Origin of the sequence: Bowmanella denitrificans (genome assembly GCF_039522935.1) — a bacterium.
In the GTDB taxonomy this organism is placed as follows: domain Bacteria; phylum Pseudomonadota; class Gammaproteobacteria; order Enterobacterales; family Alteromonadaceae; genus Bowmanella; species Bowmanella denitrificans.
Genome location: NZ_BAAAEI010000019.1, coordinates 1 through 20,355 on the forward strand (window position 1 = coordinate 1; position 20,355 = coordinate 20,355).

At 51.4% G+C, this 20,355-nt stretch carries 21 protein-coding genes; 14 read left to right on the forward strand and 7 right to left on the reverse strand.

Going from position 1 to position 20,355, the window contains the following annotated elements:
• The 3 genes from ABD028_RS15155 to ABD028_RS15165 all read left to right on the forward strand — a co-directional run.
• Nucleotides 1–974 (forward strand): ABC transporter permease (locus ABD028_RS15155; protein WP_343846024.1); only part of this gene is annotated, 974 nt, incomplete at its 5' end.
• Nucleotides 975–984: 10 nt separating this feature from the next.
• A complete protein-coding gene (locus ABD028_RS15160; protein ID WP_343846025.1) occupies nucleotides 985–1,482 on the forward strand; it encodes a hypothetical protein in 498 nt (165 codons plus the stop codon).
• Nucleotides 1,483–1,519: 37 nt separating this feature from the next.
• Nucleotides 1,520–1,906, forward strand: a complete 387-nt coding sequence (locus ABD028_RS15165) for a glutaredoxin family protein (protein ID WP_343846026.1) — start codon at nucleotides 1,520–1,522, stop codon at nucleotides 1,904–1,906.
• Nucleotides 1,907–1,975: 69 nt separating this feature from the next.
• Here the strand turns inward: ABD028_RS15165 and hemL are convergent, their stop codons facing one another.
• Nucleotides 1,976–3,256, reverse strand: coding sequence for a glutamate-1-semialdehyde 2,1-aminomutase (gene hemL, locus ABD028_RS15170; RefSeq protein ID WP_343846027.1), 1,281 nt, complete (start codon nucleotides 3,254–3,256; stop codon nucleotides 1,976–1,978).
• Nucleotides 3,257–3,280: 24 nt separating this feature from the next.
• Nucleotides 3,281–4,297, reverse strand: a complete 1,017-nt coding sequence (locus tag ABD028_RS15175; RefSeq protein ID WP_343846029.1) for an aspartate carbamoyltransferase — start codon at nucleotides 4,295–4,297, stop codon at nucleotides 3,281–3,283.
• A 305-nt stretch (nucleotides 4,298–4,602) separates the two neighbouring features.
• Here ABD028_RS15175 and ABD028_RS15180 point away from each other — a divergent pair, with 305 nt between their 5' ends.
• On the forward strand, nucleotides 4,603–5,307 hold the full coding sequence (locus ABD028_RS15180) for an AAA family ATPase (protein ID WP_102794827.1): 705 nt from the start codon (nucleotides 4,603–4,605) through the stop codon (nucleotides 5,305–5,307).
• A complete protein-coding gene (locus ABD028_RS15185) occupies nucleotides 5,261–5,578 on the forward strand; it encodes a ribbon-helix-helix protein, CopG family (protein WP_102794210.1) in 318 nt (105 codons plus the stop codon). Before ABD028_RS15180 ends, ABD028_RS15185 begins: the two co-directional genes overlap by 47 nt.
• Before the next feature lie 171 nt (nucleotides 5,579–5,749).
• Here the strand turns inward: ABD028_RS15185 and hemJ are convergent, their stop codons facing one another.
• On the reverse strand, nucleotides 5,750–6,181 hold the full coding sequence (hemJ, locus tag ABD028_RS15190) for a protoporphyrinogen oxidase HemJ (protein ID WP_343846090.1): 432 nt from the start codon (nucleotides 6,179–6,181) through the stop codon (nucleotides 5,750–5,752).
• Complete coding sequence (locus tag ABD028_RS15195) at nucleotides 6,178–7,860, reverse strand: chloride channel protein (RefSeq protein ID WP_343846031.1); 1,683 nt, start codon at nucleotides 7,858–7,860, stop codon at nucleotides 6,178–6,180. Before ABD028_RS15195 ends, hemJ begins: the two co-directional genes overlap by 4 nt.
• Before the next feature lie 96 nt (nucleotides 7,861–7,956).
• Between ABD028_RS15195 and ABD028_RS15200 the strand changes: the two genes are divergently transcribed.
• The 4 genes from ABD028_RS15200 (at nucleotide 7,957) to ABD028_RS15215 (ending at nucleotide 11,199) form a co-directional block, all read left to right on the forward strand.
• Nucleotides 7,957–8,676, forward strand: coding sequence for a DUF6776 family protein (locus tag ABD028_RS15200; RefSeq protein WP_343846032.1), 720 nt, complete (start codon nucleotides 7,957–7,959; stop codon nucleotides 8,674–8,676).
• A 62-nt stretch (nucleotides 8,677–8,738) separates the two neighbouring features.
• Nucleotides 8,739–9,083 (forward strand): iron-sulfur cluster insertion protein ErpA, encoded by a 345-nt coding sequence (gene erpA, locus ABD028_RS15205; protein WP_343846033.1) that lies wholly within the window; start codon nucleotides 8,739–8,741, stop codon nucleotides 9,081–9,083.
• A 120-nt stretch (nucleotides 9,084–9,203) separates the two neighbouring features.
• Nucleotides 9,204–10,610, forward strand: a complete 1,407-nt coding sequence (locus ABD028_RS15210; RefSeq protein WP_343846035.1) for a hypothetical protein — start codon at nucleotides 9,204–9,206, stop codon at nucleotides 10,608–10,610.
• A 13-nt stretch (nucleotides 10,611–10,623) separates the two neighbouring features.
• A complete protein-coding gene (locus ABD028_RS15215) occupies nucleotides 10,624–11,199 on the forward strand; it encodes a glutathione S-transferase family protein (protein ID WP_343846037.1) in 576 nt (191 codons plus the stop codon).
• Between the two features lie 14 nt (nucleotides 11,200–11,213).
• On the opposite strand, the gene ABD028_RS15220 is transcribed toward ABD028_RS15215, so the two are convergent.
• On the reverse strand, nucleotides 11,214–12,572 hold the full coding sequence (locus ABD028_RS15220; protein ID WP_343846039.1) for a S41 family peptidase: 1,359 nt from the start codon (nucleotides 12,570–12,572) through the stop codon (nucleotides 11,214–11,216).
• Between the two features lie 169 nt (nucleotides 12,573–12,741).
• Between ABD028_RS15220 and ABD028_RS15225 the strand changes: the two genes are divergently transcribed.
• Together ABD028_RS15225 and ABD028_RS15230 are read left to right on the forward strand one after the other, a co-directional pair.
• A complete protein-coding gene (locus tag ABD028_RS15225) occupies nucleotides 12,742–14,526 on the forward strand; it encodes a PLP-dependent transferase (RefSeq protein WP_343846041.1) in 1,785 nt (594 codons plus the stop codon).
• 226 nt (nucleotides 14,527–14,752) lie between these two features.
• Nucleotides 14,753–15,172: an SRPBCC family protein gene (locus tag ABD028_RS15230; protein ID WP_343846043.1), complete on the forward strand. Its 420-nt coding sequence runs from the start codon at nucleotides 14,753–14,755 to the stop codon at nucleotides 15,170–15,172.
• 59 nt (nucleotides 15,173–15,231) lie between these two features.
• Here the strand turns inward: ABD028_RS15230 and ABD028_RS15235 are convergent, their stop codons facing one another.
• Nucleotides 15,232–15,693, reverse strand: coding sequence for an Lrp/AsnC family transcriptional regulator (locus tag ABD028_RS15235; RefSeq protein WP_343846045.1), 462 nt, complete (start codon nucleotides 15,691–15,693; stop codon nucleotides 15,232–15,234).
• A 13-nt stretch (nucleotides 15,694–15,706) separates the two neighbouring features.
• Entirely contained in the window at nucleotides 15,707–16,993 is a 1,287-nt protein-coding gene (locus ABD028_RS15240) for a peptidoglycan DD-metalloendopeptidase family protein (RefSeq protein ID WP_343846047.1), read from the reverse strand.
• 200 nt (nucleotides 16,994–17,193) lie between these two features.
• Here ABD028_RS15240 and tyrS point away from each other — a divergent pair, with 200 nt between their 5' ends.
• The 3 genes from tyrS to ABD028_RS15255 all read left to right on the forward strand — a co-directional run bounded on the left by tyrS (nucleotide 17,194) and on the right by ABD028_RS15255 (nucleotide 20,354).
• Entirely contained in the window at nucleotides 17,194–18,393 is a 1,200-nt protein-coding gene (tyrS, locus tag ABD028_RS15245; protein ID WP_343846049.1) for a tyrosine--tRNA ligase, read from the forward strand.
• A 196-nt stretch (nucleotides 18,394–18,589) separates the two neighbouring features.
• The gene (locus ABD028_RS15250) at nucleotides 18,590–19,117 is read left to right on the forward strand and encodes a hypothetical protein (RefSeq protein WP_343846051.1); all 528 of its coding nucleotides are present in this window, start codon (nucleotides 18,590–18,592) and stop codon (nucleotides 19,115–19,117) included.
• Nucleotides 19,101–20,354: a hypothetical protein gene (locus ABD028_RS15255; RefSeq protein WP_343846053.1), complete on the forward strand. Its 1,254-nt coding sequence runs from the start codon at nucleotides 19,101–19,103 to the stop codon at nucleotides 20,352–20,354. Before ABD028_RS15250 ends, ABD028_RS15255 begins: the two co-directional genes overlap by 17 nt.
• The last annotated feature ends 1 nt before the right edge of the window (nucleotide 20,355 follow it).

The window sequence follows — 20,355 nt, forward strand, 5'->3', positions numbered from 1 at the left end:
TGTTTGCCAATGACAATGCCCGCCTGCTGGTGGCGGAACTGGAAAACCAGCCTGGTATTCAGGCCGCCGCCATTAGCCAGCTCCCACCCTTTAAGGGTATCAGCTCCCATGTTGATTGGGTCACCCCCGAACATAAACCGGTCGGGGTTGGGCATAGCGGTGAAACCCTGACATCATTTTCTACCCCGGGTTTGTTTAAGCTGCTGGAAACGCCGATAGTGAAGGGCCAGGACCTGATTTGGGAGAACCCTTTTCAGGTGGTGGTAAACCGTACGCTGTGGGAGCAGTCGCTTGCCCAATATAGCCTGGGAGAGGCTAAATTATTGGTTCAGTTCGACGATGGCCAGTACCGGCCTTTTCAGGTGGTCGGGGTGGTGGAGGACAGCTATTTTCAGGGGCCGGATACGCCGCTGCAGCCCATGGTGTTTAGAACAATTTGGGCATTGTCGAGCTTGGAAAGCCTGATTATTCAGAGCCAACTGGAGGCTGCGCAGGTCAGAGAACTGGTGGTGCAGGCCATCAGCAAGGTGGAGGTGGGGTTAAAGGTTGATAAGGTCGAGAGTCTGGCCGAACTGGCCCGCCAGGAAAACGCCCCGCGCCTGGCGATCCTGGCCATAAGTTTAAGCAGCGCCCTGATTACCCTGCTGGCGGCGCTGGTGTTTACCTTTAACAGCACCGCCCAGATGGCACAAAAAGGTGCGCGCGAACTGGCTCTGCGCAGTTGCTTAGGAGCCCGTTCTGTTGGCCTGATAGGCCGGGAGCTGGGGGGCTTTTTACTGGTATTGGTGCCGGTCTTTGTGCTTTGCCTGCTGGCGATGCAGTTCGTTAAGCAATCAATGCAGGGGCAGTTGCCACTGTTGGTGCAGCCGCCGATGCTGTTGCTGGCGGCCGGGCTGTTTATTGTGCTGTCCTGTCTGGCGGTGGCCTGGCATATCCGGCGGCAACTGCAGCAAAACTGGTTGTATTTGAGTTAAGGAGAGAACGATGAAATTAAGACATGGATTATTTAGCTTGTTGTTGGTCGGACCAATGGCCTGGGCGCAGCCACAGATCAGTGAACTGGAATACGGTATGCTTTATTCATCGGGGTTCTCTCCGATATTTCCGCAGCTAATAGTGGTAAATCGCCTTGGCCAGGTTATTCATTACCACACTGAGAGAGATCCGGCACTAAAGCTCAGCTTGGTAAAAAATCAACCGGTGGATGAACAGGAAAAAATGCAGGCAGCATTGCCTAAGCTATTGCCGTCGGTGACGGATTTTAGTCAGACAGATTACACTTTTATTCTGATTACCCTGCATGAAAAAGTTGATAATTGTCAGTTATGCGAAGCTCATAAAACCATTAACCAAAAAGTTATCGCCAGTCTTGGCGATAAGACCGCGCAGGAATACCAAATCAAAGTGTATTTTCCGGAGATTCCCTCGCATTTAAGTAAAGAGGAAATTCTGGAACGCTACCCCTATGTGCAATTTCGCTAAGGACAACACTTAATTACCCAAAAAGGACGAAATCGCTATGGATAGAAAAACGCTGCTTGGTTATATCTTGTTGTTTGTTGTGGTATTTGCCGGTCACCACCTATATGGATATTGGCAAAATCTGGATAAAGGCATTTATACAGCCAAAGTCGGTGACTACAGCAGTTTTGGCATCAGCCGCACTCAACCTTTAATGGCCTTTACCGCCGATTGGTGCAGTGCCTGTGCGGCTCTGAAAGAATATCTGGCGACGCAAAATATTGCTTATACCAATGTGGATCTGGAACAAAACCCACAAGTCTGGCAAAAATTTAAGGATATGGGGATTCACGGTATTCCGGTGATTCTAATCGAGGATAAGCTGATTCAGGGCTTTAACCTGCAATTGCTACGTGAGCATTTGCCGCACACCAATACTCCTTGATGTCCTGTCAACGCCTCTAAAAATAAACAGGCCCGGCAAATCCGGGCCTGTTTATCGTTTTCCAGTGCTTTACAGTCTGGCCAGCACAATGTCTGCGGCGGCCAGGGTTTGTTCAATAATAACCTGATCGTGGGCGGCCGACACAAAGCCTGCTTCATAAGAGGCCGGGGCCAGATACACCCCTTCAGTCAGCATGGCGTGATAGAAGTGGTTAAACTGGGCCTGGTTACAGTTTATAGCCTGCTGGTAGTTGGTAACCCGCTCCACGTCGGTAAAAAACAGGCCGAACATGCTGCCGGCATAGTTAATACTCATGGGGATACCGTGCTTATCGGCAATAGCCTTAAAGCCCTTGGCCAGCTGCTCGGTGTTGTGGCTCAGTTGCTGATACAACCCGGCTTGCTGAATGGCGGTCAGTGACGCCAGACCTGCGGCCATTGCCACCGGATTACCGGATAAGGTACCGGCCTGGTATACCGGCCCGGTGGGGGCGATATGGCGCATAATTTCGGCTTTACCACCGAACGCGCCAACCGGCATACCTCCGCCTATTACCTTACCCAGACAGGTTAGATCCGGGGTAATCCCATAATGGGCCTGTGCACCACCCAGCGCAACCCGAAAGCCGGTCATCACTTCATCCAGAATCAGTATCGAACCATACTGATCGCAAATTTCCCGCAGGCCCTGCAAGAATCCTTCGACCGGCGGAATACAGTTCATATTGCCTGCCACGGGTTCAACAATAATACAGGCAATTTGCTCGCCTACTTCGGCAAAGGCCTGGCGTACACTGTCCAGATTATTGTATTCCACCGTCAGAGTATGCTGGGCAAAATCGGCGGGAATGCCGGGCGAGCTGGGTACACCCAGAGTGAGGGCGCCGGAACCGGCTTTAACCAGCAACGCATCGGCGTGGCCATGGTAACAGCCTTCGAATTTGAGGATTTTGTCGCGTCCGGTGTAGCCACGGGCCAGACGAATGGCACTCATGGTGGCTTCGGTGCCGGAATTAACCATACGTACCATTTCCATGGAAGGAACAAGCTGGCTGACCAGTTCCGCCATCAGCACTTCGGCTTCGGTAGGGGCACCAAAACTCAAACCTTTTTCTACCGCTTCCAATACCGCCTGGCGAATAGCTGGGTGGTTATGACCCAGAACCATTGGTCCCCAGGATTGCACATAATCAATATAACGTTTGCCGTCGGCATCAAATAAATAAGGACCGTCGGCCTTTTCAATAAAAAGCGGCGTGCCACCCACGGCCTTAAACGCACGTACCGGTGAATTAACGCCACCAGGAATATGCTGTTGGGCGCGCTCAAAAAGTTGTACGGATTTTTGCATCTGAAAGCCTGCTTAAGTTAAAGACTAAATGTTTTGTTTGTTGCTGTACCACTGCACATCGCAGTCGTACTTTTCCACGATATCCTCTACCCCTAAGGTTAGGGCAAACAGTGCCATACGGATCAATACGCCATTGTCCACCTGGCGGAAAATGGCCAGGTTGGGGTTCAGGTTCAGGTCATTGTCCAGTTCATTGGCATCGGCACGGGAATCCCTTGGCAGGGGGTGCATAATCACGGTTTTTGACTGAAAGTGGCGGGTATAAATATCCTGATTAAGGCGAAATTTACCCCGGTATTTATTGGCTTCATCCTTGGACGGAAAGCGTTCTTCCTGAATACGGGTCTGGTAGCAGATATCCGCATCCACACTGCCTTCCAGTTGTTCGGTGACCTTAAACTGGTGCCCGGCCCGTTCGATATCATCCAGAATGCACTGGGGCATGGCCAGTTCCTGTGGCGAAATCAAAGTGAAACGAATGTTCTTGTAAAGGCAGAGTAACTTTGAAAGAGAATGAACAGTCCGGCCATGTTTAAGATCGCCAATCATGGCGATATGCATGCCTTCGATACTGTCACCATGGAACTGCAGCTCTTTGGAAATAGTGTACAAATCCAGCAGTGCCTGGGTGGGGTGCTCATTAGAACCGTCGCCGCCGTTAATTACCGGCACCCGGCTGCCTTCGGCAAATTCTGCCACCGAGCCGGCATCCGGATGACGCATGGCGACAATATCGGAATAACTGGACAACACCCTGGCGGTGTCAAACAGGGATTCCCCCTTAGACAGGGCTGACGTGGCCATCCCGGCGGTTTCCCGCACTTCGCCGCCCAGCAGGTTAAAGGCCGTACCAAAGCTTACTCTGGTGCGGGTGCTTGCTTCAAAAAACAGGTTGCCCAGAATGGCGCCGTCCAGTACCCGGGTGCGCTTTTGACGGTGTGCGTATGGGCGCATGCGATCCGCCACCTGAAATATCTGCTGAATATTGTCGCGATTGAATTGGTTGACCGAAAGAATGTGCTGACCTTTGAACTGACTCATGGGGCGCTGCCGGCTGGATTGCAAGTAGGCGGATTTTAGCAAGGTAGGCGCGTTAACTCTATCCCGCCACACTGATGAAGGCGGATTTTATTGCCGCTGTCAGCCTAAGCGTAAGCAGGTGCTGGAGCATAGTGTTGCTGGAAGGTCGGTGGCCTAATGGTATAAAACTGCATTCCTAATCATCAGACGCCATGCCAGCCTCTGCTGGCCCCTTTTTAGCGGTTGGATTAAATTTAATCAGCAACAGAGCTGCATCTGTAAGGCAGGTGCAGTTCGCCAGAGTGGTGGTAGTAAGAGGTGGAATCATGATTATTTTGGTTGGTGGTGAAAAGGGCGGCAGTGGCAAGAGCTGCCTGGCGCAAAACATTGCCGTGTATCTGCGGACCGAGCGTAACGCAACAGTGCTGATGGTGGATTGCGACCCGCAACGCACCACATCTGATTGGATCCATGAACGTAACAACAATAAAAAAGACTTACCTGGCATTCAATGTGTGCAGTTATACGGCAAGATACGCAATGAACTGCTAAGTCTGCGTAACCACTATGATTTTGTCATTATCGACTGTGGTGGGCAGGACAATCTGGCACTGCGGTCATCCATGGCGGTGGCTGACCATATTCTGATCCCACTGCGACCCAAACGCCGCGATCTGAAAACCGTGCCGCATATGGAAGATATTGTCTCCACTTGCAAGATGGTGAATCCCAAGATGAATGTGTCTTTTGTGATCACTCAGTGTCCATCCTTACCTTCTTTGGCCAGCCGTATTATCGAAGCCAAGGAAGTGTGCCGTTCGTTTGAGATTCCGGTGCTGAATTCGGTAACCTTTAGTCGCAATATGTACGACGACAGCGAAGAACTGGGGATGTCAGTGATGGAAAATGAACCTCAAGGCAAGGCCGCCTGGGAAATTCGCAGCATAGTTGAAGAATTGTTTGCCCGCGGCAGAGGAGAATCCTATGACATTCGCCAGTTTGAAGAAAAAATCGCCGTCGGCCAGTCCTGAACAAGTCAGTGTTGATGATTTTATTGATGAGGCTAACCTCTATGCGATGGGGCTGTCGAAGGTGGTGCCGCTGCATCCTGCTGATCATCAGCAGGACGTGGCCGAACCCTTTAAAAGCCACTGTTTTACCCTGAGTATTCAGGCCAGGGAAAAGCTGGATCAGCTATGTGAAGCCACCGGCATCTCCCGCTCAAGGCTATTGCGGATTATGCTTAATGAGTTGCATCCAGAGCTGGATAAGGCCAGATATCTGGCCAGTCAGATTCGCTAGGGAGGGGGGAAGTGGTCAGTAATCCGTTGTCAGTTGGCAGAAATCAGTCGTTAGTTGGCAGAGCAGGGGCGACCTGAATTGCCAACTGTAAAGTAACCACGGATTTTGAAGCCATTGTTGTTGGGCTTAAGCCCAACCCACAGTGGGTCGGAATTTATTCCGACAGCCAGCTCAAAAGAAAGGCTTAACTACCGCCAGACAGACAATCGCCAGTAACACCAGCACCGGCGCTTCATTCAGAAAACGATAAAAGCGGCTGGAATGCCGGTTTTCGTCTCTGGCAAATTGTTTAAGCAGGCGGTACAGGTAGAAATGATAAGCGTAGATAAGGATAACCCCGACCAGCTTATAGTGCAGCCACATGGACGCGCGAAACCAGTCCCGGCCGTAGCTGAATATCAGACTCAGACCCAATACCAGGGTCAGCACCGCAAAAGGGGTAACAAACCACCATAGCTTGCGCTCCATAATTTTAAACTGATCTTTAACCGCCTGGTTGTCGGTTTGGGCGTGATAAACAAACAAGCGCGGCAGATAAAAAATACCTGCCATCCAGGCCACCATAAAGAAAATATGCAAGGCCTTTAGCCATAAGATCATCAGTACTGCTCCTTCATCAATTGTGCCCGCAGGCTGTTCCAGGTAATCACGCCGACAATATCCGCTGGGGTATCTTCATAGATATACACAGCACCATCGCGCCCGGCCTGTAATATCTCATACACCTCCGCCAGGGTGGCCTGAGACGGTACGCCCTCCATCACAAAGTATTTGAGTGGGTGGCTTTGTTCCGGGCTCAAACTGATATCAAACTGAACCAGGGAATACTGCATGCCAATTTCAAAATCCTGCGCCAGCACCAGCAAATCGGTTGGCTGCTTTTGCAGGTGGTCGAGCATCTGATGTTCCGGGCCATCCTGAAACAGTTTAAAGTCGCGCCGGGCTTCGGCCATCACGCCGGTTTTCTGCAGGTGTTCGCGAATAGACGAGGTGGTATAGCTAAGCTTCTGATAGTCCAACTGGCGGATAAAAATGGAGCGATTACCCAACAACTGAGTGGAGGTGACATAAGCAGGGACTATGACCAACATGGCTGGCAATATCACCTGTGGGGAGAATGACAGCTCCATTACCGCAGACAAGGCTGCCAGTGGCGCATGCAATACCGCACTGAGCAGCCCGGCCATGCCAAGCAAGGCAAAGGTGCCGGTGTATTGTGAAATATCTTCTATAAACAAGCCCAGTGGCAGCAGCATAATGGCACCGGTCAGTACGCCGATGCCGATTACCGGGCCGATAACACCACCAGGTATGCCCAAACCCAATGCTATCAGGGTCAGCAGAAACTTGGCGGCCAGAATGGCGAACAGCAGCATCAGGTTGTCCGGTGAACTGACCACAAATTGTATGGAACTCATACCTGAGCCCATGGCCTGCGGCATCAGGTAACCGACCAGGCCGGTCAGCAATCCTGCCAGTAACAGCCTGCTGGCCATATTTAATGGCCTGAACCAGCGGATCATATTCATCAGTTGATTGTTGAATAAGGTGGCCAGCGCGCCAAGCAGCACCCCTACCGGTATCAGGTACAAGTAAAACCAGTTGCTGAACTTGGTAAAATGCAGAAGCGCCAGTTCGCTGCTTTCACCAAATACCAGCCGGGTCAGCACCGAGCCGCAGGCCGCCGCCAGCATAACCGGAATAAAAATATGGATTTTGTATTCCCTGAGTACCACTTCCATCACAAAAATAACCGCTGCAAAGGGCGTGTTAAAGGACGCTGAAATACCGGCCGCAATGCCACAGCCTGCCAGAATGCGAATGCTGTTATAGGGCAATTTCAGCCATTGGCCCAGAAAGCTGCTACCTGCCGCACCCAAATGTACCGAAGGGCCTTCCCGGCCGACCGAAAAACCGGCAGCCAGTGCCACTACGCCACCGAAAAACTGATTAATGCTGGTACGCAGCGGGATGTGCCCGTAACGGTGTTTGACCCGGTGGATCACATAAGGAATGCCCATGCGGTAATGTTTAAAACCGGTCAGAAATGCAAATAACAGAATCAGTAATGCCCCGATTATTGGCAGAATAAATCGGTCAACGGCATCCATGGTGGTAAAATTGTCGCCCTGTTGCAGGTACAATCCCTGCAAAATTTCAATGGCCAGGCGAAAAACAATAATCAAAATGGCAGCGCAGCTTCCGCCAACAATGCCGAGCAGGCAGAGTTGCACTGAAGTGCGTGGATGTGCGAGTTCCTGGCGCAGTCCCTGTAAAGTCATGTGGTGGCTGGCTATGCGATTTATCGCAAGTTTAACACAAGTCGAAGGAAGAAAACCCTGATATGACAGACACTTTAGTCAATTTGGAGGTGGCCGTTGCTGTCTCCTAAACAACTTAAAAGCAAAATTGGCGCAATGCGCTTTTATCTGCTGATCATGGCTTTATTGGCTCTGGTGGCTTATCTGGGCATACGTTGGGGTAATCACCAGTATGATTATCAGGCCCGCCAGATTGCTGGCCTGGAACAAAGCTTGGCCAGGGTGACAAAAGAAAATAATCAGCTTACCAAAAGCCTGAATATCCTCGGTGTTGAGCTTGAAGTGGAACGGCTGGCTAATCAGCAAATGCAGGGTAACCTGACGCAGAATCTGCAAAAGCAGGCGGAGATCCGCCGCGAATTGTCGTTCTATCAGAAAATTATGGCGCCGGAAACCCAGGAGCAGGGCGTTGTGGTGGACTCTCTGGACATTGAGGCCACTAACAGCCCAGGCTACTTCCGCTTCGCCCTGGTGCTGATGCAAAAGGACAAGCGTAAAGATTTAGTACAGGGCCAGGCGCAGGTATTGATATATGGCAGTCAGGATGGTCACCCTGCCACGCTTAAACTTACCAGCCTGATGGAAGACGATATTGAAGCCCTGGGCTTTCGCTTCCGCTATTTTGAAGTGCTGGAAGGCTTGTTTAAGTTGCCTGAGGGGTTTATTCCCCAGCGTATGGAAGTGGATTGCAATCTTAGTAAGCCCAAGAAGGGCGAGCTGAAGCGCAGCTTTGAGTGGTTATTGTCTGTTTCCGAAGCTGTTGAAGCGAATAGTTGATTGATTTACTCGGGTATAAGATAATGTGTCCTCGCCAGTCCGGCGTCTAGTTGAGGTAAATAATGTCTGTTGAGTCAGCCTATCCGGTGGAGTTTTCAGATGCGGCGGCCCGCAAGGTCAAGGCACTGATTGAAGAAGAAGAAAATCCGAACCTGAAATTGCGGGTGTTTGTGACCGGCGGTGGCTGCTCGGGTTTCCAGTACGGCTTCACCTTCGACGAGAAAGTCAACGACGGCGATATGACCATCGACAAAGACAGTGTCACCCTGGTGGTAGACCCGATGAGTCTGCAATATCTGGTGGGCGGTACGGTTGACTACAGTGAAGGGCTGGATGGCAGCCGTTTTCTGGTCAACAACCCCAATGCCACCACAACCTGTGGTTGCGGCTCCAGTTTCAGTATCTGATTGCTTGTGCGCCCGTCCTGGCAGACGGGCTGTTGTGTCTAAGCTGATTGTCTATTTGAATAACCTTTTCAAATCGGGCTAGTATGTAAATTAATCATACTCTGCTGGCTTTGTGTCTGTTTGAAAAAGCGCACCGGACTCCCTCTGCTGTTTTACGCCTGGGTGGCATTGTGCAAGCCTTTGTTCGCAGAGGACGCGCTGATACCACTGCGCATGGACAGTCCGATTCAGCCTGACAGTCCCTACAGTCTGTTTGTCGGCGAATTGCTGGGTAATGCCTATGCATCCCTGGGTTATCGCCTCGATCTGCAAAATATGCCACTGGGGCGAAGCTTTCTTGAGGCCGAGGAAGGGCGTTTAGACGGTTTACGTGACCGCGGTCAGACTATCGCCAAAGCCTATCCCAATTTGCTGCAGGTGCCTTTCCCGCTCTACGATTTTAATCTGGTGCTACTGGCTGACCGGCGTCGATGTGGTCTGTGCGCCTTATCCGACGTAGACACTCTGGTGACCTTGCGTGGCTTTCAATTTCAGCAGGACTACTTCAGCCGCCAGCCATCCACCCATCAGATTATTAAACTGGGGGATACCGAATCGGTTTTGGACATGCTCACCCTCAAGCGGGTGGAAGCGGCGGTGCTGACCGAGCTTATCGTGCCTCCGGGATTCTACCGTAGCTCACCGCATTGGATTCAGTATCCGCTGGACAGTGCCACTATTTATCATTACCTGCACCACAAACATGCTGATCTGGCTGTGAAGCTAGCCAACAAACTACAGGAAATGGAGTTGACCGGCGAAGTCTGGCAACTGCGGCAGAAATATCATATCCCTCCGCTGCAAACGGATTTACGCGCAGAGCTTGGCAGTCGCATATCTGCGGTGTCGGCCAACTGGAGGGGTTTTACCGACACCCCTGAAGGCACCTATTGGCGTATCCTGTTATCGGCGCTGGAGCAAAGCGGATTGCAGGTACAAACCCGCCAATCCAACTGGAAGCGAGCGAAACAGGAGTTTGCCGAGGGGCGCGCTGACATTTTAGTCGGCGCTTATGATTTTGAAGTGCCCGACAATGGGTTACGTTCCAATGTGCATATTGATTATGAATTCCCGGTTATGGCCATAGCCCACAGTGATGACGCCCTTGATCGCTATATTAGTGGTGGTCAGGCAGGCAAAGCTTGTTACGTGCTTGGCTACGAGTTTGCCAATTGGTTGCCCGGCAATATTGAAGTGTACGAAGCCAGCAGCATGCCTGATTGCCTGAAGCTGTTACAGAACAAGCGGGTCGATTTACTGGTGGATTACAGCTACAACCTCAAAGACGAAGAGAAGCAGCATCTGGCCATGCGCGAAATTAAAGAGGCGCTGCCACTGTTTGTGGTGTTTCAAAATACCAGCCGTGGCCATTTGTTACGCAAAACCTTTGAAAAAGGTTTCCGGCAGTTGGTTGCATCAGGTGAGGTCGCGGGGTATTTTGCTGACCAGGCTGGCTATCGGCAGGCCAGACTCGTTAAACCTCGCTAGATGGAGTTCCACTATGCTTAAGCTTTATGGCTCAACCACTTCTCCTTTTGTTCGTCGTATACGTATTTTGCTGGCTGATAAAGCCCATGAATATATCAATATGCAGATCTTTGAAGGACCGGATCGGCAGGTGTTACGCGAGTTAAACCCCACCCTGAAAATCCCGATGCTGGACGATGGGGGGCAGATTATTTTTGATTCCAGAGTGATATTTCGTTATCTCACGGAAAAGTTTGCACTGGGCTCGTTAAGCTGGGCGCAGGAAAACCAGTTAACTCTGATTGATTCGGTCAATGATGCACTGGTGCATAAGCTGCTGACGCAGCGCTCCCAAGTAGAAGCGGACCCGCAAAAGCTGATATTCCGTTTGCAGCAGGAGCGCATTGAAACCGTCCTGCAGGCGTTGGAAGCGCAGCTAACCTCCGGGCAATTCGGGGATTGGGGTTACCCGGAGATTTGTCTTTACAGCATGCTGGATTGGGCGCTGTTTCGCGAGCTGCACAGCCTGCAGGCTTACCCGGCCCTGCGTGCCTTTCATGCCAAGCATAACAACAAGGCCGAAGTGCAGGCCACCGATCCGCGAGAGTAATCAGCACCAATAGGCTAGCCGTGTTGAAACAGGGCAATCGCCTGTTCAAGCCCTGGGTCCACACCGGCACGTAAATGTGCCGGTTGGGCATAATCAATCCGCTGCTCAACATCAATACCTGTTGCCTCAAACCACTCATCCTGCATGCTCAGGTAGCGTTCGTTGGAGATCCCATATTCCAGCCCACAAGGCAGGCGTTTTTCCAGCACGTCAGATAGCACCCCCTGACTGGTTTCACCTGCCAGAATCACATTGCCCCGCGCCTTCAGCATCAGTATCAGCAGCTCGGCGGCACTCATGGTAGAAGCGCTTTGCAGTACCAGCAGTGGCATACGCGGTAAAGTCAGTCCACTGGCGGGGGTTAGCTGGTAGCACTCGGTTTCTGTTTGCAAGGCGCCAAGACCTGCCTGCTTTTTATAGACCGATGTTGGTGAGGCCAAAAAGCGTTTGGCAATTAGCTGACTGTGCTGATCGTAACCGCCTGGATTACTGCGCAGATCAAGCACAATGCCCCGGCAGTGCTGCAGGTCGCTGACAATCTGCTGCAAAGCCGTGTCCAATGCCTGCATATCTGCGCGGATTTGCGCAGATTCATCATCGAGCTCCTCGCCGCTGAAGTCTTCCATGGCGTCGATAATGACAACTCCAATGTTTTCTTTGCTGATAAACCAATGCAAGTTGCCATTGCCCGCCTGGCAGATTTGCCCTTCGGGGGCATAACTGAGCTTGATCTTTAGCAGTGTGTCGGTTTGTGCAAACACATGATCCCACTGCGCTTCATGCGCTTTAATTCCGGCTTGCTGAGCCTGCTGTAAGAAGCTGTCCCAAATGGTTGGGCGTGCTACAAAATCACGGTCTGGGTAATCATCCAGACAGAGTTGGATGTGGGCATCGCGCACTGGGGCGATAAGCTGAGCACATTGTTCCAGCAATTGCGCCGGATGTTGTATATCCGCCAGGTGTTGAGGCAATTCAGGCCAGGTTACCCCGCGCCGCTCAAAGGCAATGTAATAGCGGGCAAAGCTTTGCCAAAATAATCTCAGTTCCAACCCGCCCTGGAAAAGATAGCCAGCTTGCTCCCGGCCAGGCAATATCCTGAGTTTCTGCCAGGCCTGTTGATTCGTGGCGCGGTTGTAGATTTCATAGCGGTAATTAACGCCCAGAAAATCATCGATACGCCGCAGCCTGCCCAAACCATCCTGTTGCCAGTGCTGTTGTTCCCAGTCCAGCCTGCTTAGTTGCAGGTCTGGCCGGGTCAGCAGATGGTTGCCAACGACATCATAAAAACACACTTGTTGCGGTTGTATATGCATTAACCGGCCATAGGCCGGTGCTTCCCAGATTCCTTCAATACTTGCAGTCCGCCAGTTCACCGCTTGTTCCTTATGGTCAATTGCCTTTCTGCATTGTGGGGGCCCGCCTCTGTAATTCAAGCTGTTCAGGTTAGTGTTAGTGTGTTGACTAATATTCGAAAAATATACGTTGAAAGCGAATATAGTTTTGCTTAATCTGGATTTGTTTAAATTATGTTAAGGCTTTGCTATGGAATCTAATCTATCCCAGGCTAAGGTGCTGTCGCCACAGCGCAATACCAGCCAGGCACAGAGTGTCGAAGCACTGGCTCAGGAACAACTTCAGCACTTTGGTATTGATGCTGCGTCGGACTATGGTCAAGCCCTCTACCAGGCCGCGCTGCATCTCTACCAAACCCAGGGCGATATTGCCCGGCTGTGGCAGGTGACCCGAGACACCCTGGACGGATTGAGTCGCGAAGACAAAATTGCCCGCTTTAATGCCAAAAAATTTCTGTCGTTTCAGATGGCCAAGGTGCTGGATACCTTGCAAAACCCATTCAGAGCGGTGCATCAGAGTTTACATCGTCAGCAGGGCTCGCAACTGGCCAGAAACCATTATCCGCTGTTCGATAATGTTACCGCGTTATTCTCTGCCACTCCCGTGGTGGTGCGCACCGCGACCTATGTTTATGCCTGCACCGAATGGGTGGATGACGCCTTTCAGGGTAAAGAGGCCACCCACCAGATTTATTCGCGTTTATTGAACCCCACTGCTATCTCTCTGGCCAATGCCATAGTGGATCTGGAAGCCGGACCTTATGCCGCGGAATACCTGGCCTGGAACTTCAACTCCGGCATGGCCGCCATTGACGGCATGCTGTCCAATGTATTGCGACATGGCGATGTACTGGTGGTGTCACGCAACATCTATGGCGGTGTATTCCAGTTGTTACATGACTATTTTGCCCGTTCTGATCGGCTCGACATTCAACTGGAGTGGTTTGATGGCTACAGCGCCGAACAATTTGGTGATTTTTTAACCCAGGTGAAAGAACGGCACGCCAGCCGACTGGCCGACGGACGCCAGTTACATGTGTATCTGGAATCACCCTGTAATCCGCATGGTTACGTGCTTGATGTACCGGCCATTTGTCGTCAGGCTCATGTTGGTGGGCATCTGGTGATGCTGGATGCCACCCTGGCTACGCCGGTGCTAAGCCAGCCATTGCAACGGGAAGACAAGCGGGAACGCCCGGACTATCTGGTGCATAGCTATACCAAGGATATCTGCGGTAGTGGTGCCACCACGGCTGGTGTGGTGATAGGTGAAAACCACCGCATGTTCCAGGCTAAGGGCGATAAGGTCAACGGCGTAGACTGGTCACAAACTCTGTTCTGGGATGTGTTTTATATTAAAGGGGCGTTTCTTGATTCAGAGAAAGCCTTCGATGTGCTAAACGGCATGAAAACCCTTGAACAGCGGATGCTGAACAAAGTGATCAATACCCAGGTATTCTGTCGTTTTCTGGCCTCGCATGCCGATTTTCGGGTTAACAGCCACGTACTGGAAGATCATCCTAATGCACCATTGCGTCGAAGCCTGATGCGCCATGGCTGGCCATGTGCGTTGTTTACCGTGGATATGCAAAGTGCCGGTCTGGAACGCCAGACCTTTGTGCGTTTCTTTGATTCACTGGAGCCGGCTTTCAGCCATCAGGTTTCCATTGGCCAGAACAATACCATTATTCTGTGTCCGGCCCTGACCTCGCATTCTGAGCTGGCCGAGGCCGATCAGCATGCGGCCGGTATTTTCCTGACCACGATGCGGGTTGCCATGGGGACAGACAACGTGAAGGAGTTAATCGCACAGTTTATTCAAAGTGCCAGACTGCATATTGACCCGGTACGGCCGGGATTCAGCGATAAATTTATGTCAGCCCAGGACATTGATGCGCTTTACAAAGACGTGGCGATGACTTGTGCCAAGCAGCACTATACCTCAGGCCCAAGTATGTCAGATATGTTGGCATAACGAACAAAACCGATGTCCAGACTCTCCCGTGGTCTGTTGTCCTTTGGGTGGTTAAATGCCCTGTGCGTTAACCACCTGTTTTAAATCTTGCTCCCGACGCCGTGCAGATTTCACTTTGCGCTTTTTGCGTGATTGCCTCTTTGAGAAAGGTTTCCCTGTAAAAAATATTGCAGATAACGCCCCTCCTGCCGATGATAGGACATCGCAGTTTGTATTTGGAACGTCCATGTATCAGTTCACCCTTAGTGTTAAGTTTGACGCCCCTTTGCCCCGTTTGTTTGATGCCTGGCATAAAACCGAGCTGATGCAGCAATGGTGGGCGCCTGGCGATATGCTGGTGGCGCAGATCATGTCCAGCTTTCAGAAAGGCGGAAAGTTTCGTTTGGTGATGCAGGATAGCGACTTCAATCAGCATGTGGTGATGGGAGAATATCTGGACATCGTGGAAAATCAGACGTTGGTATTTAGCTGGCAATGGCAGGACAGCGACCTGGTGACAACTGTCAGCCTGGACTTCGCCGAAATCAATCAGCACACCTCTGAGCTGACGCTCACACATAGTGGGTTTGCCGACCAGGAAATGGCTGACGACCACCAGGTTGGCTGGATTGGTTGTCTGGAAAAACTGTCGTTATTGACCTTATGAAGGTCGGCAGGATTAAGTCGTCAGTTGCCTGGGTTCAGTCGCGAATCTAGCCGCCAAGGTTAAAATCGGGGTAACGTCTGACTTTGGCGAAAATCGTACACCAGGGCGGTTTCCACATGGTTGACCTCGGCTCTGGCGGTGACGGCGTTAAAGACAAAATCCCGCAGATGCAGGGTATCGGCAACCGTGACATGCACCAGAAAGTCATTTTCTCCGCCCATATGGTACAGACTTAACACCTCTGGCATAGGGAGTAAGTCGGCCATAAAAGCATCTACTGTTTCACGATTATGATTCGACAAGCGCACCGCAATCATGGCCTGAATATGGCCACCCAGGGCGTTCATATCCAGACTCATGCTGCAGCCCTGAATCACCTTGTCGGTTTGCAGGCGTTTGACCCGCTCCAGGCAGGAAGACGGGGCCAGGCCTACCCGGCTGGCCAGTTCTTTGTTGGTCAGCCGTGCATCCTTGAACAGCATGGCCAGTATCTGTAAATCCGTATTGTCCAGGGGGCGCATGGGTACTGACCGTTCAGCGCATCGCCAGCATAATGCGGCGGTTGTTATCCAGATGGGTCATATACTGCTCAGCCAGGGCCAGAAATTCTGCCTTGTCTTTGGCCGCTATGGGCTCGGCTTTGGGCAGTGTCACTGTACGGGGGTTACGGTGCACACCGTCAACCAAAAATTCGTAATGTAAGTGTGGCGCTTGTGACATTCCGGTAGAGCCAACATAGCCAATCACTTGGCCTTGCTTGACGCTTTGGCCTTTTTTCACCGCACGCTTGGAAAAGTGCAGGTACTTGGTGACGTACTTTTCACCATGCTGAATAAACACATAGTTGCCGTTATATTTGTTATAGGTGGAAGCAATAACTTTGCCGTCACCGGCGGCAACCACCGGGGTACCGGTGTTGGCGCGATAGTCTATACCGTTGTGCGGTTTCACCCGTTTCTGAATAGGGTGGAAGCGCTTGGGATTAAAATTGGAGCTGATGTACTTAAAGTTTACCGGTGCGCGCAAGAAGCTCTTACGCATGCTGCGGCCTTCAGGGGTGTAATAGTTGCCATCGCTATAACGGATAGCCTGATACACATCGCCCTGATTGACGAATTCTGCGGCCAGAATTTTGCCGTGGCCGATAAACTCGCCGTCAATATATTCCTCTTCAAACACCAGGTTGAAGTTGTCGCCTTCGCGCAGCTCCAGGGCAAAATCGATGTCCCAGCCGAAAATATTGGCCAGACTCATTATCTGGGCTTCAGACATGCCGGCTGCCATGCCGGCATTCCAGAAACTGGACTTGATAGTACCGCTGGCATAGCCCAGGCGCACATCTACTTGCTTGTTTTCCACGTCACTTTGTAACTGGCCTTGCTCGTCTTGCTGAATATGCAGGGTTTCAGTGGCAGATATATTGTAGCTAAGGGCCTGAAACTGGCCCTGTTCGTCCATCGCCAGGCGTAACGTATCACCAGGCATCATTTTCAGTAGATGCTTGGCTGGCTCGCCAGCTCGGCTGACCTTGTAAGTATCCTGAGGACTGAGACCGGCGCGGGAAAATATTTTGGCAAGATTGTCGCCACGTTCCACCTGAAACTTGCGCCACTGCAAACCGGGTTCACTGACTTGCGTAATAGTTTGTTCAAGTACATCCAACTGCAGCGGATAACGCTTGCCTAACTCCAGTTCTTCTGTCTGACGTGAGGCCGTGGCCGGTTCGGACGGAAGCAGAAATGCCAGAACGGCCAGCAGGCCTAATCCGGTAATCATCAGCTTATGGGGTTTTGGCAGTTGTTTTATGGTTTGTTTTACCACCTACTACAACCTCTTACTTACTAAAACTTGCTACAACGACATTCAGACCCTAAAGCAGTAAAAGGGTTCCAAACGGCCGACGCTTCAGCGCAGAATATCTGCTTCTGGCGAGAATTTCTACTCCTGTGCCTTTTATTGCTTGGGAGCCGGGGCTAAAATGGCCAGCTATTTTGTGTCCCGGACTGAAGAGAAGCAAGTTAATGACAGATTGGCAAACCGCCTTCGCAGAGATTAAGCGCGGCAGCGAGGAAATCCTGCTGGAAGATGAATTGGTCGAGAAACTCAAGGAAGGCAAACCGCTTAAGATCAAGGCTGGTTTTGATCCAACGGCCCCCGACCTGCACCTGGGCCATACAGTTTTAATCAATAAGTTGCGTACCTTGCAGCAGTTGGGCCATGAAATCACCTTTTTGATTGGGGATTTTACCGGCATGATTGGTGACCCCACCGGCAAAAACGTCACGCGTAAGCCCCTGTCCCGCGAAGATGTGCTGGCCAATGCCGAGACCTATAAAGAGCAGGTGTTTAAGATCCTCGACCCGGCCAAAACCAAAATTCGCTTTAATTCCGAGTGGATGAATGAGCTGGGCGCGGCCGGCATGATAAAACTGGCAGCGCGCCAGACCGTGGCGCGTATGCTGGAAAGGGACGACTTCAAGAAGCGTTATGCTGGTGGGCAACCCATTGCCATCCATGAATTCCTCTATCCTCTTGTACAGGGCTGGGATTCGGTAGCCCTGGAGTCAGATATGGAACTGGGCGGAACCGATCAGCGCTTCAATCTGCTGATGGGCCGTGAGTTACAGAAAGACGAGGGCATGCGTCAGCAAACCGTCTTGATGATGCCATTGCTGGAAGGTCTGGATGGCGTGCAAAAGATGTCCAAATCGCTGGGCAACTACATTGGTATCACCGACAGTCCGACAGAAATGTTTGGCAAGATTATGTCTATTTCTGACGAACTGATGTGGCGCTACTATGACTTGCTTAGTTTCCGCCCCCTGGATGAGATTGCCGGGCTTAAACAGCAAGTAGCCGATGGCGCGAATCCGCGCGATTTGAAGATACTGCTGGCCAAGGAAATTATTGAACGTTTCCATGATCAGGCCGCCGCCGAGGCCGCCCATCAGGATTTTATTCAGCGCTTTTCAAAAAATGCCCTGCCGGATGAGATGCCCGAATTGACAATTAGCCTGCCAACAGAAGGTCTGCCTATTGCTAATTTGCTCAAAGACGCGGAATTGGTTGGGTCTACGTCAGAAGCTCTGCGTATGATCAAACAAGGGGCGGTTAAGCTGGATGGTGAAAAACTGGAAGACGGCCGATTGGTGCTGAGCGAACCGGGCACCACCGTATATCAGGTGGGTAAACGAAAGTTCGCCAGGATTACCCTGCAATAACCATCGAAGGCGCCATAGGCGCCTTTTCTGCCTGGTATCGCGGTGTACCAAGAGACATACCTGTATTCGCTATCCACCACGTCATATCCGCTAATGGCAAGGATGCAACAGCCTACCTGCCGCTCTGACCTATACTAAATTTTACAAATATCCCCTTGTTTTCAATTCGCAGATATAGCGCAATGGGAAGGTGTAAATGTGGAGTAAAGCCATGGCCAGAGTGCTGATGATCTTGCTGTTACCGGCCATGCTAGCCTGGGCGGCGGATCCACCGCAGGCTGATATTATTTATGATTGTACGCAAACCCGTATTGATGAGGTTGGCGACGCACTGTTGACCAAAGACGAACGACTCAAACAAATGGACCATGCGTTATATGAGTCAATCGACCGCTACGAAAGCTGTATGCGTAAGCAAATGCAGACCCTGGCTGAGGCACAAGGGCAAAGTGGCGGTAGCAATGCAGGGGAGGCCGCCTCGCAGGGGCAACATAGTAGTGACGGGGCGCAGCAACAAGTACAGCAGGCGCAAACCGAACCTAAGCCGTTGCCTCAGGTCAAACCTGGCAAAAAGCCGGACAAGGCGAAAGAACAGGCCATCGCTCCCAAGGACAATGACTCCATTCTGTGTAAACAGGTTTGGGAGGCTATGAGTCAGGAGCAGGATCAAGAGAAAAAGCAGAAATTGCTGGAGATTTACAAGAATTATGGTTGCGGTAAATAGTAAAAATTACGGCATTGCGCCAGGTCGCTGGCTGGGTATGGCCGGGCTGTTTGTTTGCCTGTTGCTGTCAGGGTGCCAGTCTACCGGACGCTCTTCTGTGGCTGTGGGGCCTGGGGTTGGACCACAAGCTAATCAGCCCTTAGGTGATAAGAAGCGTGCCTATCGATATGACTCCAATATCTTCCTTGATGTAGCTGTGCCGGTTTTCGATCCCGGTATCCCACAGGATGATGCCAAACTTGAGGAAGAGGGGATCTGGCCCCAGTTGCGCCGTTCTGAAGCTAATCGCTTTGCCGTGCAGACCAAACGCGCACTGGAAAATACCGGTGCGTTTGGGGCGGTGACTGTGGTCCCCAATCCACAAATGACAGCCGATCTTTATGTTATAGGGCGAATCCAGGAGTCCAACAGCGAAGATGTGAAAATCAAGATTGAGCTGGTGGATATTTCCGGCCAGAAATGGGACGAGGAAGTATTTAAACACCGGGTAAGTAAAGGTTTTTACCGGGATAAGCTGAATGAAGGCAAAGACTCTTACGAGCCGGTTTTTCGTGAAATAGCAGACTATGTGTACTTACAACTTTTGAAGCGCTCGGAGCAACGCAAACAGGAGTTGAAGAAAATTGCGGCAATCCGTTTTGCGCAAAGTTATGCGCCGGAAGCATTCGCAGGTTATCTGGATACCAACCGGCGCGGTGTGGTGGAGCTGAAACGTCTGCCGGATGAGTCCGACCCTATGCTGGCCAGAATGGCACCGCTGCGGGTTCAGGACCAACTGTTTTTTGACCGCTTGCAAAGTCAGTATGAGGGCTTTAACGCCAAAACCGACGAAAGTTATCACAGCTGGCAAAAAGAAACCTTACCTGAAGTAGCAGCGGCCAGAGAAGCCAGAAACGCTGCCGTGGTGCAGGGGATTCTGGGCGCAGTCCTGGTGGGCGCGGCGATCGCCAATTCCGATGCAGATTCCACTTCGTCACAAATCCTCACCGCCGGGGTGGGTATCGGCGGTGCGCTGCTGATTAAAAACAGTTTGGATAAAAGCGCTGAAGCCAGAGTGCACAAGGCGGCCATTGATGAAATGGGGGCTTCTTTGGATATCGAAATGAGTCCACAGGTCATCAAGTTAAATGACGAGAATGTTGAGTTACAGGGGACTGCCCAGGAGCAATACCAGCAATGGCAGGCACATCTGCACAAAATTTATCAGATGGAGCAAACCCCTGACCGGCAGCTGTGAT